At 71.9% G+C, this 12293-nt stretch carries 12 protein-coding genes; 5 read left to right on the plus strand and 7 right to left on the minus strand.

All coding sequences use genetic code 11. The features are described 5' to 3' along the window. Positions 1 to 56: 56 nt before the first annotated feature. The 6 genes from ACQ0O7_RS27890 to ACQ0O7_RS27915 all read right to left on the minus strand — a co-directional run bounded on the left by ACQ0O7_RS27890 (position 57) and on the right by ACQ0O7_RS27915 (position 6528). Positions 57 to 1391, minus strand: a complete 1335-nt coding sequence (locus tag ACQ0O7_RS27890) for a nitrate/nitrite transporter (RefSeq protein ID WP_430785944.1) — start codon at positions 1389 to 1391, stop codon at positions 57 to 59. A 2-nt stretch (positions 1392 to 1393) separates the two neighbouring features. Beyond that, complete coding sequence (locus ACQ0O7_RS27895) at positions 1394 to 1711, minus strand: Rieske (2Fe-2S) protein (protein ID WP_430785946.1); 318 nt, start codon at positions 1709 to 1711, stop codon at positions 1394 to 1396. Next, complete coding sequence (gene nirB / locus ACQ0O7_RS27900; RefSeq protein WP_430785948.1) at positions 1711 to 4170, minus strand: nitrite reductase large subunit NirB; 2460 nt, start codon at positions 4168 to 4170, stop codon at positions 1711 to 1713. The genes ACQ0O7_RS27895 and nirB overlap by 1 nt, the downstream gene beginning before the upstream one ends. A 153-nt stretch (positions 4171 to 4323) precedes the next feature. Further along, positions 4324 to 4989: a sirohydrochlorin chelatase gene (locus tag ACQ0O7_RS27905; RefSeq protein WP_430785950.1), complete on the minus strand. Its 666-nt coding sequence runs from the start codon at positions 4987 to 4989 to the stop codon at positions 4324 to 4326. A gap of 93 nt (positions 4990 to 5082) precedes the next feature. After that, positions 5083 to 6183, minus strand: coding sequence for a uroporphyrinogen-III synthase (locus ACQ0O7_RS27910; RefSeq protein WP_430785952.1), 1101 nt, complete (start codon positions 6181 to 6183; stop codon positions 5083 to 5085). Between the two features lie 129 nt (positions 6184 to 6312). Beyond that, positions 6313 to 6528: a hypothetical protein gene (locus ACQ0O7_RS27915; RefSeq protein ID WP_430785954.1), complete on the minus strand. Its 216-nt coding sequence runs from the start codon at positions 6526 to 6528 to the stop codon at positions 6313 to 6315. 197 nt (positions 6529 to 6725) lie between these two features. Here ACQ0O7_RS27915 and ACQ0O7_RS27920 point away from each other — a divergent pair, with 197 nt between their 5' ends. The 4 genes from ACQ0O7_RS27920 (at position 6726) to ACQ0O7_RS27935 (ending at position 10186) form a co-directional block, all read left to right on the plus strand. Then, positions 6726 to 7469, plus strand: coding sequence for a hypothetical protein (locus tag ACQ0O7_RS27920; RefSeq protein ID WP_430785956.1), 744 nt, complete (start codon positions 6726 to 6728; stop codon positions 7467 to 7469). Positions 7470 to 7520: 51 nt separating this feature from the next. Then, positions 7521 to 8747 carry a hypothetical protein gene (locus ACQ0O7_RS27925; RefSeq protein WP_430785958.1) on the plus strand — a complete coding sequence of 409 codons (1227 nt, stop codon included), beginning with the start codon at positions 7521 to 7523 and terminating at the stop codon, positions 8745 to 8747. Beyond that, positions 8735 to 9190, plus strand: coding sequence for a hypothetical protein (locus ACQ0O7_RS27930; protein WP_430785960.1), 456 nt, complete (start codon positions 8735 to 8737; stop codon positions 9188 to 9190). The genes ACQ0O7_RS27925 and ACQ0O7_RS27930 overlap by 13 nt, the downstream gene beginning before the upstream one ends. 117 nt (positions 9191 to 9307) lie before the next feature. Then, a complete protein-coding gene (locus ACQ0O7_RS27935; RefSeq protein ID WP_430785962.1) occupies positions 9308 to 10186 on the plus strand; it encodes an SDR family NAD(P)-dependent oxidoreductase in 879 nt (292 codons plus the stop codon). Between the two features lie 17 nt (positions 10187 to 10203). Here ACQ0O7_RS27935 and ACQ0O7_RS27940 read toward each other — a convergent pair whose 3' ends face one another. Next, positions 10204 to 11895 carry a hypothetical protein gene (locus tag ACQ0O7_RS27940; RefSeq protein ID WP_430785964.1) on the minus strand — a complete coding sequence of 564 codons (1692 nt, stop codon included), beginning with the start codon at positions 11893 to 11895 and terminating at the stop codon, positions 10204 to 10206. Positions 11896 to 11923: 28 nt separating this feature from the next. On the opposite strand from ACQ0O7_RS27940, the gene ACQ0O7_RS27945 reads away from it, so the two are divergent. After that, a complete protein-coding gene (locus tag ACQ0O7_RS27945; protein ID WP_430785966.1) occupies positions 11924 to 12154 on the plus strand; it encodes a hypothetical protein in 231 nt (76 codons plus the stop codon). Positions 12155 to 12293 lie beyond the last annotated feature (139 nt).

Below are 12293 nucleotides of genomic sequence, written 5' to 3' on the forward strand. Positions count from 1 at the left end.
GCAAACTCATACTTTCAGTCAGGATCACGCCCGCTGAAAAGTCGATCTCCGATCGGTCAAACGGCGATCTTGGTGCGGGCCGAAGAGCGCAGGTACACCACCCACGTGACCAGCACACAGAGGGCGTAGAACCCGATGAACGCCAGGTACGCGGCGTCGGCGTCGGCGTAGGCCAGGAACGACTGCCGGAACGCCAGGTTCACCAGCACCCCGCCGACCGCGCCGATCGCGCCGGCGATGCCGATCACCGCGCCGGAGATGCGGCGGGCCCGGTGCTCGTCCCCGGCGTACTTCTGCTTGAAGATCGCCGGAATCATCTTGTACGTGGACCCGTTGCCCAGTCCACTCAGCATGAACAGGCTGATGAACCCGATCAGGTACAGCGGCAGCGAGCGCTGCTGCGCCGCGAAGAGCACGATCGACGCGCCCACCGCCATCCCGATGAAGTTGACGAAGGTGACCCGCGCCCCGCCGAAGCGGTCCGCGAGCGCCCCGCCGAACGGCCGGATCAGCGAGCCCAGCAGCGGGCCGATGAAGGTCAGCCAGGCGGCTTTGACCGGGGTGTCGAAGGTGTCCGCGAACTGCACCTGCAGCACCTGCCCGAAGGCGAACCCGAAGCCGATGAACGAGCCGAACGTGCCGATGTACAGCACCGACATCACCCAGGTGTGCCCCTCGGTGGCGGCGTCGCGCATGCCGCGCTTCTCGTTGCGGGCCTGGGTCAGGTTGTCCATGTAGATCGCCGAGCCGGCCGCCGCGAGCACGATCAGCGGGATGTAGACGCCGGCCACCAGACCGGGGCTGCCGGCGCCGAACACGGCGAGGACGAACAGGCCGATCAGCTGCACCGCCGGGACGCCGATGTTGCCGCCGCCGGCGTTGACGCCGAGCGCCCAGCCCTTGAGCCGGTCCGGGTAGAACGCGTTGATGTTGGCCATCGAGGACGCGAAGTTGCCACCGCCGACCCCGGCGAGGGCGGACAGGACCAGCAGGGTCTCGTACGACACGCCGGGTTTGATCATGAAGGCGGCCAGGATGGCCGGGATCAGCAGCAGGGACGCGCTGATGATGGTCCAGTTGCGGCCGCCGAACCGGGCCACCGCGAAGGTGTACGGGATCCGCAGCCCCGCCCCGACCAGTGTCGGCACCGCGGTGAGCAGGAACTTCTGGGCCGGGTCGAAGCCGTAGGCGGGCCCGAGGAACAGCACCATCACCGACCACAGCGACCACACCGAGAAGCCGATGTGCTCGGAGAAGATCGAGAAGATCAGGTTGCGCCGGGCGATCCGGCTGCCGCCGTTGTCCCAGAACTGCCGGTCCTCGGGGCGCCAGTCGTCGATCCAGTGTCCGTTGAGTGAGGTGGCTGCGGGCCGTTCCAGAGTCGCGGTCATGGTCAGACTCCCAGGATGATGTGACCGTCGCCGACCCGCACCGGGTAGACGTCGAGCGAGGGCTGGCCGGACTGGGAGCACCCGGTGGCGAGGTCCCAGGCGTACAGGTGGAGCGGGCAGACGACGACACGGTTGTCGATCTGCCCGTCGGCGAGCGGGCCGCCCTGATGCGGGCAGACCGCGGACACCGCGCGCAGCGAGCCGTCGCGGAGGCGGAAGACGGCGATCATGTCGGTCCCGACGGCGTAGGTGCGTCCCTCACCGAGGGGGATCTCGTCGAGCGGGCCGAGAACGGTCTCGGAGACTCCAGTGATGGTCATCAGCGCACCGGAACCTGCGGGAGGACGGTCAGGGGCAGGGAGGTGCGGAACTGGCCGGGGGTGGCCGGCACGGCCCGTTCCTTCCACGGGTCGCGGTAGGAGCGCACGGCCTGTTCGACCGCGTCGTCCAGCCGGGCGGCGATGCCGTCGGAGTCGTCGACGACGATCTCCCGGATCCGGTCGACGCCGATCCGCGGGACGAACGAGTAGGTGCGTTCCAGCCAGTTCGCGTTCTCCCGGTAGTACTGGAGGAACCGGCCGGTCAGGCGGATCACCTCGTCGGCGCTGTCCACCGTGGCGAGCAGGTCGCCCTTGCGGATGTGGGCGCCGGCCGCGCCGCCGACGTAGATCTCCCACTTGCCGCCGTCGATGGCGACCACACCCAGATCCTTGACGTACGCCTCCGCGCAGTTGCGGGGGCAGCCGGTGACCGCGAGTTTCATCTTCCCGGGACCCTCCAGTCCCTGGTAGCGCTCCTCCAGCGCGATGCCCAGGGCGGTCGAGTCACCGACGCCGAACCGGCAGTAGTCGGAGCCGACGCAGGTCTTCACGGTGCGGAAACTCTTGGCGTACGCGTACCCGGAAGGCATGTCCAGGTCCGCCCAGATCGCCGGCAGCTGCTCCTTCGGGATGCCGAGCAGGTCGATGCGCTGGCCGCCGGTGAGTTTGACCATCGGAACGCCGTACTTCTCGGCCACCTCGGCGATCTTGCGCAGCTGGGCCGGGGTGGTGACGCCGCCCTTCATCTGCGGCACCACCGAGAACGTGCCGTCGCGCTGGATGTTGGCGTGCACCCGGTCGTTGATGAACCGCGCGTCGCGTTCGTCGATGTACTGATCGGCCCACATCATCTTGAGCAGCGACGCCAGGCCCATCTTGCTCTTGGCGTCGTGCTGCCCGTTCGGGACCAGTTTGTCGAAGACCGCCGACACGCTCTTGAGCCCGTATTGGCGGATGGCCCGCATCAGCTCGGGTTTCGGCATCGGCACGCCCGGCACGTACCAGGACGCGGCCGGGTCCTCCTCGGCCTCGCCGCCGGCCGCCCACTCGACGATCCGCTGCACCAGCGGCTTGCAGGTGCCGCAGCCCTTGCCGGCGCGGGTCTTCTCCATCACCCCGCTGACGGTCTTGCAGCCGCCCTCGACGACCCCGCAGATGGCGCCCTTGCTGACCCCGTTGCAGTTGCAGACCTGCGTGTCGTCGGGCATCTCGGCCGGCGTGACCTCGGCCGCCGGACCACCCAGATCGAAGAGCAGCTCCGCCCGTACGTCCGGAAGGGCCCGTCCTTGGTCGAAAGCCTGGATCAGTCCGGCCGCCTTGCTGTTGTCGCCGACCAGGGTGGCACCGACCAGCACGTTGTCCCGGATGATGACCTGCTTGTAGAGGCCCTTCTTCGGCTCGCTGTAGACGATCACCTCGTCGTCGTCGCTCTCCGGCTCCTTCAGCCCCATCGAGGCGACGTCGATGCCGGCCACCTTCAGCTTGGTGTGCAGTTTCGAACCGTGGTAGGCGGCGTCGCGGTCCCGGCCGGTGACCTGGTCGGCGAGCACCTTCGCCTGCTCCCACAGGGGCGCGACCAGGCCGTACAGTTCGCCGCGGTGCTGGGCGCACTCGCCCACCACGTAGATGTCGTCCTCGCCCTCGGCGCGCATGTGGTCGTCGACGACGATGCCGCGCTCGACGGTGAGGCCGCTGTCCGCGGCGACCCGGGTGTTCGGCCGGATCCCGGCGGCCACCACGACCACGTCGGCCTCGATGACCGTGCCGTCGGCCAGTTTGACGCCGGTCACCCGGTCCTTGCCGAGGACCTCGGTGGTCATCGCGTTGAGGATCACCTTGATGCCGAGACGGCTCTCCACGCTGTCCTTGAGCATGGTGCCGGCCCGCTCGTCGAGCTGCACGTTCATCAGATGGCCCATGGCGTGCAGCAGGGTCACCCGGCTGACGTGGTTCTGCAGGCCGCGGGCCGCCTCCAGGCCGAGCAGTCCGCCGCCGATGACGACCGCGCGCTCGTGGTCCCGGGCGTACCGGATCATGCCGCGGGTGTCGTCGAGCGTCCGGAACGCGAAGACGCCCTGGTGGTAGCCGCGTTTCGGGTTGCTGATGTTCTTGATCGGCGGCGTCCACGAACTCGATCCGGTCGCGACGATCAACGTGTCGTACGGCGTGACCGTCCCGTCCGAGGCGTGGACCACCTTGGCGGCGCGATCGATGCGCTCCACCCGTACCCCGGCGTGCAGGGTGATGTCGTTGTCGGCGTACCAGCTCAGATCGTTCAGGAAGATCCCGGACTCCTCCTCCACCCCGGCGAGCAGGTTGGAGAGCATGATCCGGTTGTAGTTGCCGTACGGCTCGTCACCGAACATGGTGATGGCGAAATCACCGCCCCGGGCCAGGATCTCCTCGACCGTGCGGGCCCCGGCCATGCCGTTGCCGATCACCACCAGACGCTGTCTCATCCGCTCTCCTCCCGGCGTGATGCGAGCTCCACCGGCGCGGACACGCCCCGGAGTGCATGCCGACGATGGTTTCGGCCCGCCGTTTCCCGCCGGGACGCCTGACGGTGACGCTGTTGTTCAGGAATCCCTACAACCCGGCCGTACGCGTTGTGACTACGACCGGCTGGCGGCGGTGGTGAGGAGTGCGCTGTCGAACCGCCGCAGCACCAGATCGGCGACCGCCGGGTCGTGACACAGCGGCGGGGTGACGGCGTCCGCCCCGCAGCCGTGCAGGGTGCGGTAGAACAGCCCGTCGGCCAGCAGATACGCGGCCACGGCGACGGTCCGCGCCCCGTCCGCCCGCAGCCGCGCGACCACGTCGGCGACCCGCGGCCCGCTGCCCGAGGTGAAGCCGAGTGCCACCCCGTCACCGAGCCGGGCGGCCACCTCCCGGATGCCGGCCACCCAGCGGGCATCGGAGGAACCGGCCGAGGCCAGCACCACCGCGTCGGCGGCCGGCAGGTTCCGGCGCAGGCTCGCCAGGAACACCGGATCCGGGCCGAGCGGCGCGGTCACCGGGAAACCGGTGGATCCGACCGCCTCGGCGATGTCGACCCGCACGTGATAGCCGGCCGACAGCAGCAGCGGCACCACCACCGCGTCCCGGACCGCCGGAACCACCTCCGCCACCTTCGGCTCCTGCACGTCGACGTAGCAGAGGCGGACGTCCAGTCCGGGCCGGCGGCGGGCCACCACGGCGGCCAGCTCCTGGATCTGCCGGCGGCCGGCCGGCGAACGGGTGCCGTGCGCGACGGCGATCAGAGTGGGACGGTCGGACATGAGCTGCTCCTCACGCGGAAATCAGGGAAAGATGCGTGCGGAAAGCGGCCCGGCATCACATCAGGCTCACGGCTTCCCTGGTCGGTGGTTGATTCAGGCCGCTTCGTCGATCCGCAGCCGGTACCCCCGCTTGATCACGGTCTCGATGTGCCGGCCCGACCCGAGCGCCGCCCGCAGCCGGGCCACCGCCACGTCGACCGCGTGGCCGTCGTTGCCCCGCGGCAGGGCGCCGGCGAGCTGATCCTTCGACACCACCGCACCGGGCCGGCGGGCCAGCGCGGACAGGATCGACATGGCCGCCGGCGCGAGCGCGTGGGTGACCCCGTCGATCAGGACCGCGTGCCCGCGTACCTCAAGCGTGGTCCCGGCGACCCGGAGCCGGACCGCGCGGCGCGGCAGCTCGTCGGTGACCGTCTTGATCAGGGCGCCGAGGCGGAACCGCTCCGGGATCACCGGCTCGACACCCCGCTCGATCAGCGGCGCGGCGGTGACCGGGCCCACGCAGGCGGCCAGGGTGTGCCGGCCGAAAGCCGACGTCACGTCGGCGCCGGCGTCCGCGGCGATCTGCAGGAACGCCTTGACGGCGGGCGCGCTGGTGAAGGTGACCGCGTCGACGTGACCGGCCACCACCTGCTCGGCCAGCCGCCGCACCGGGGCCGGGTCGGGCGGCATCGCCCACCGGTAGACCGGCACCTCGACCACCGCCGCACCGGCCGCCCGCAGCGCTTTCACGAACTCGGTCTGCGGCTCGCCGTGCTCCTGCACCACGATCCGCCGGCCGGCGACCCCCTCGGCGAGCAGCCGCTCCAGCACCTCCTCGGAGGCCTCGGTCTCGGCCGCCCAGTCCTCGGTCAGCCCGGCCGCCCGGATCGCCCCGCACGGTTTCGGCCCACGGGCGATGATCCGCGCGTTGCGCAGCGACTCCCGCAGCGTCTCGGCCAGCCCCCAGCCCTCGGCCGCCTCCAGCCAGCCACGGAATCCGAAGCCGGTGGTGGCCACCACCAGGTGCGGTTCCAGCCCGATGCAGGCGGCGGTCGCCGCGTGCAGCGCCTCGTCGTCGATCAGCGGGATGATGGTGATCGCCGGGGCGCTGATCACCCGCGCCCCGCGCCGTTCCAGCAGTGCCGCCATCTCGCTGCGGCGCCGTTCCGCGGTCACCGCGACGGTGAAGCCGGCCAACGCACCCTCGATCATCCGGTCCCCATCCTGAGCGGCCTGTCCGCTGCAAGAGTCCTAAGACCTGGTTTCGGGACCGGCAAGGCATTGTTTCGGTCCGGATAACGGCTGGTCACTTGGCTGCCGGCCGGGGTTGTGAGCCGTTGATCAAGGGATCAGATCGTCCGGCCCGTCATAGAACGAGTCCTCCACGCCCAGAATCCCGCGCACCTCCCGGATCAGATGGAACGCGGCGATCCGGCCGTCCAGCAGCCCCACCCGGTAGTCGGCCCCCACCTCGGGATCCTCGGCGATCTGCGGATCCCGGAATCCGGCGGCCCCGTCCACACGGCCGGCGTGGTAGGCCAGCAGGGCGTCGTCCATCTTTCCCTCGTTCTTGTCTTCTGTTGATCTTCAGCGCGGAACGTCGCGACAATGTCGCACGCCGCGAGCCCCCGGCCCACCGGCCGAACGTGGCGAACCCGCCCCCGGAAGTACCGCCGCAACCTCACCGAAACCGTCGTACACCCGTTTCGGTGGATCCCCGGGTGTACGGCCGGTGACCGCCGGATACTCGGCGCATGGCCGCTGACGTGGACGTCGTCCGGAAGGCCCTGCGCGCGACGATGCTCGCCGACCTGCCGATCACCCCCGCGCCCGGCGACTGCCTGATGATCAGCGGGCTGGATCCGGCCGACGTGCTGCCGGCCTGGCGGACCGCCCACGCGGCGATGCCGTCCACCGGCCGCCGGCCCCTCCTGCTGGACCGTGCCCCCACCGGCGTCGCGTTCACCACACCCGACGCCCGGGAGGACCCCTGGCCGGCGTTGGCCCGCCCGTGGTGGGACCTGCCGCTCACCGGAGACACGCCCCAGGTCCCCGGCTTCCTCACCATCGACGTACGCCGGGACGTCCCCGATCCGACGACGCGGACCGTCAACCGTTACGTGTACGAGCGGGTGCGTGCCGACTCCGGGCTGCGGGGGCTGGTTCCGCCGTACGCCGATCGCCTGACCGGGATCCGCAACTGGCAGCGGCCGGAACGTGTCGAGCTGCTGCTGCCCCCGACCACCGAGGCGCACCTGCCGGCGGCCTGGACCGGGTTGCCACCCGCGGTCCTGCGCTGCTGGTACGAGCAGTGGCGGGCGGAGCTGGTGGCGGCCTGGGACGGTGCCCGTCAGTTCGTGGTCGGGCGGCGCCCGGAGACCGCGGACGACGCCTTCACGCTGGCGTGCCAGATCGCGACGGTGGCCGGCCGCCTGGAGATGAACCTGTGGGAGATCGCCCTGGCCGTGACCGACGGTGAGGAGTGGATCCTCACCTAGCCTCGTGCGCGGTGGCGATTCTTGTCGTACCCGGGCGCAATGATGCCGGGCATGGAGCGATGGCAGTCCCTGATCCCCGCGTCCCGGCCGGCGGCGTCCCAGGTCGACGACGTCGAGCTGGGCGACGAGATCGGGGCGGAGCGGCAGCGCCTGGTCGCGCTGCGATGGCATCTGGCCGCGATCGCCGGGCGGCACCGGTGGAGCGGCCCGGACGAGATCCACCGGCTCACCGCCGAGCCGCTGCCCTGGCAGCCGGACGATCTCCCCTGGTCGCTGCGGTCCACCTACCAGGGTGGCGGATGGAACGACGACGCCGCGTTCCGTCTTCCCGCGATCATCGCCCGGCAGATCCCGGTCGGATGGCTGGCCGCGTCCGCACCGGCACTGACCCGGATCCACACCGACCTGGCCGAGGAGGTCCCGTTCGGCTGGTACCAGCGGGTCAGCGCCGGCAGGTCCCGGCCGGCGCTGATCGAGAGTTATCGCGCGGCGCTGGACCGGCTGCGCGGCGGCATGCCGGCGGGCCTGCTGGGGACCGCCGACAGGTTCGGGGTCACCGCCCTGGGATCGCTGGGCGACCGGCGCGCGGACCCGGCTGTGGTCGAGGCGCTGACGTTCGCGGCGACCCTCGGCAAGCCGGTCCCGTCGCAGGCATGGTCGCGGCGGGCCGGCGCCCTCCTGGCCCGGCCCGCCTCCGAGGACTCCTCGTCCGCTGTCGTGCTCGAAGCGCTGCGGGTTCTGTCGGCTGCCTTCGTCGAGACGACCGGCCAGGTGCACGATGACCATGATCAACTGCTTCGCGGTGTCTGCTGGCTGCTCGCCACCGACCCGTCCACGCCGGTGTCGGAGCTGCTGGCGAGAGTCGCCACGGCCGCCGGGGAGCCGATCGGCCGGAGTTCCGCGCCACGGGCGGTGCGCACCACGGCGGCGGCCGCCGAGATCCTCGCCGGGCGTCCCGGTCCGGCAGCCGCGCGCGCCCTGGTCCGGCTGTCACTCACGGTCCGCAACAAGGCGTTACGCACCCGGGTTCTCGCCGCGCTGGACCGGATGGGCACCACCAGAGGCTGGGCTCCCGGCGAGGCCGGTGAGATGGCCGTGGACGATCACGGGCTGGCCGCGGCCGACGCCCCGGTCGAGATCATCGGTGACAAGGCGACGGCACGCCGCACCAGGGGCCGGCCTGTCCCGCCGCCGGTGCGGTCCCTGGCCAAGGAGGTCAACAAAACGCTTGCCGGTGGGAGCCCACGCCGGTCGGCGAGGTGCCGGTGCGGGTGCTGAGTGAGGCGATGCGCGACGTGGACCTGTTCGTCGGCGTGGCCTCGATCGCGGCCGATGAGACGTGGGAGGACCGGGGCGAGGAGGGTTTCCGGGCGTACCGGCGATCGGTGTCCTCCGGTCCTCTCTCCGGGACGGCCGAGGTCCGGCGGGACGTGCTGGCGCGTCTGCTGCCCCGGCTCCGGATCGGCGATCGCTGCGAGCTGACCGAGCGTTTCCTGCGGGTTCGCGGGACGCGGGCGGTCTACCGCATCCATCTGGGTTCGGCGGACATCCTGGTGGAGCCGAACGACGCCTGGCTGTGCGTCGTCCCGGGTCCGGGTGAGGCCGCCCGGGTCACGCTGCCGTTCGACGACGAGCGGCTTTCGGTGATCCTGTCGAAGGCGTTCCTGCTGGCCGACGATGAGAGGATCACCGACCAGACGATTCTGCGGCAGTTGCCGTGACCCCCGGCCGGTCCGGCAGAACCATCCGCTGGACCGGCTCCGCACCCCACGAGCCGACGGCACCCGGGACATGAAGCCTCACCCCCGCCGGCCCGCACCGACGACGAAAGGGATCTGATGACCAGTCGCCTTCCCGAATACCGGTTCGCCGGGCGCACCGCCGTCGTCACCGGGGCGGCCGGCGGCATCGGTGAGCAGCTCGCCTACGGCCTGGCGTCGCGGGGCAGCGACCTGGTGCTGATCGACGTTGCCGAGGAGCGGCTCGCCCCCGTCGCCGACCGCGTCCGGACCGCCCACCCGTCGCTCACCGTGCGGACGATCGTCGCCGACCTGGCCGACCGGGGCGCCGTCGAGTCGGCCGCGAGCCGGATCCTGGACGAGCGGCCGTCGATCGGCCTGCTCGTCAACAACGCGGGCATCGCCCTCGGCGGCCGCTTCGACCAGGTCACGGTGGACCAGTTCGAGCACGTCATGAACGTCAACTTCCGGGCTCCGATGCTGCTCACCCACGCGCTGCTCCCGGCGCTCACCGCGACACCCGGCGGTCATCTCGTCAACATGTCGAGTCTGTTCGGGTTGATCGCGCCACCGGGACAGAGCGCGTACAGCGCCAGCAAGTTCGCCCTGCGCGGGCTCAGCGAGGCGTTGCGGGGCGAACTGCTCGACAACGGCGTGGGGGTGACGACGGTCCATCCCGGAGGCGTCCGCACCAGGATCGCCGAGTCGGCGCTGATCGGGTCCCACGTACCCAGGCATGAGTTCGAAGCCCAGATGAAACGCTTCGCCGCGCTGCTCAGCTTCCCCCCGGAGAAGGCCGCGGAGCAGATTCTGCGGGCCGTCGCGAAGCGGAAGGCCCGGCTGCTGATCGCGCTCAGCGCCAAGGCCCCGGACCTGCTGGCCCGGCTGCTGCCGGTCGGCCACGCCGCGGTGGTGCGCGCGGTCGCCGCCGCCACCGCCCGCGGCGCGCGCCCGGCGAGCCCGGTGGCCCGGAGATGAGCGCACCGGGTCGTCTCTCATCCCGCCCGGCGGATGGTGATCTCACTCCGGGCCCGGTATGCGGGGAGCACCTCGCGGAACTCCCCCGCGCTCAGCGTCCGGGCCGTCGCCGGAGCGACGATGATCACCGTCAGCCGGAGGACCTCACCGCTCTCCAGGCTCACCGCTCCGCAGGTGAAGTTCCGGCCGCCCCGGCACGCGCCCTCGACCAGGTACGCGCCGTCGGCACCGGCCCGGCTCAGCATCCAGATCCGATGATTCCTGGGCAGTTCAGCGGTGCCGCTGACCGGAGTCACCGCGCTGATCAGGTCGCCGTCCCGAGGTTGCCCGAAACTGATCGCCGCGGTCCGGTCCGCGAGCCTGGTGGCGGCCGGGCTGCCCGGCACCGGCACAGCTGCCCCGGGCGATGACCGGCGGGCGGGCACGTTCCTCACCCCCGGTGGTGCGGGGTCAGCCCCCGGCACCGCCGGTGTCGATCGAGGCGGCGATCCGTTCCGGTCAACCGCCGAAGACGGCGACCGCTTTCCCGGTACGGGGCCAGAACCGGTCCCGCCGGTGGGCCGCTCGTACGGCGCCAGCCCCGGGACGGCCGCGGTGGCCGAGGCGTCCACCGCCGGCGCTTCGACAGCCGCGATCGGCGGCGGGCGGAACTCGGGCCCGGCCGGCGCCGTCCCGAACGCGGAGGCGGCCACCGCCCCCACCCCGACGGTGACCAGCCCGACCGTGAGAACGGGCCGCTTCCGGGCCTGGCGGGCCAGCGGTCCGGCACTATCGACCAGAACCGCCACCGCCCGTCCGAGAGCAGCGGTCCCCCGCGCTGCCTTGTACTGCGCCGGCGGGGTGCGAGGCGCGTCCCCGGGCCGCCCGGGACCGGGTGTCCGGCCGCGCCCGGACGCATAGGTGCCGCGCCCCAGCGCGACCATGGCGTCCCCACCGGCGGTCACGGCACGAGCCGGCTCCCTCCGGCCGGATCCGCCGCCGACGGGGGCCAGGTGCTGGAGCGGGACACCCGCGGCCGGGCGGCGAGCCGCCGGGCCCACCGCCGGGTGGCTTCCCGGGCCGGTTACCCCGGGGTTCGCACCGATCGCCCGCCCGGTCCCGCTTCCCCGGCCACCCGCTGGTCCGGCACCGGCGAATTCCCGGCCGGGCGAGCCGGTCAGGAGCATGGCCGCCGGTGGCACCCATCGGTCGCCGACCCGGACCAGGACCACCGGGCGCCGGCGTGAACCGGCGCTGTCTGCACCCGTCGCGCCGTCACCGTCGGGGGTCCCGGCGATACCGGGTCGCGGTGCGGGACCGTTCGTCAGGACCGCCGTGACACCCGCCGGCACCGGCGCGGAGTCCACCCGAATCCTCGCCGTCGTCCCAGCGTCCGGCTCGACACCGTGGTCGTCCGGCCTGGTCGCCATGCCCCGTTCGGCAAGCCGTGGCTCCCCGCCGCGACCACGGTGGACGCCGCCCACCCCGATCATCACCGCGGTCGCGGCGGCCGACGTCTCGGCAGCGGAAACCCGCCCGCCCGAGTCGCCGGCCCGGCCGTCACCACGTAGCACCGCGCCGCGCGGGTGTGGCCCCGGGGCGGCGTCTTCTCCGGGGGTGCCGCCACCCGAACCGGCGATCCCGGTCAGCACCGCGGTGACCGCGGGTGGCGTGTCCGTTCCGGTCTCCCGGGCCTCGTCTGCCCGCCGTGCGGCTCCCGGGCCGGGCAAGGGTGGAATCGGTGTCGATCGCGCCGATGTGGACGATGTGGACGGCATCGCCCTCGTCGACGCGGAGATCCATGTCGATCCGCTGGGCCGGTCCTCGGGCCGGGCGGGCACCGCGGCCGGACCTGACGAGTTCTCGGGCGTGCCGTCGGATGCGGTTCCCCGGGAGGTGACAACCATCGAACGCCTTCCGCATGATCGGAGGCCGCCGGTGAACGGCCGGCCGGAGCGCCATGCTCAGCGGCGCTATCCGACCCGATAACCCGACTATCCCCGATTTGGATGCGGTTGTCCGGAGTGTCGCTATTGTGGCGAGGCTCTCCCTGTGATCCAGATCCGGAGCCGGAGATCGTGACGCCCCCTCGTCGTTGAGCGACGAATCAACTGTCGACGGCCCCGGT

Source organism: Actinoplanes sp. G11-F43, assembly GCF_050589265.1.
GTDB lineage: Bacteria > Actinomycetota > Actinomycetes > Mycobacteriales > Micromonosporaceae > Actinoplanes.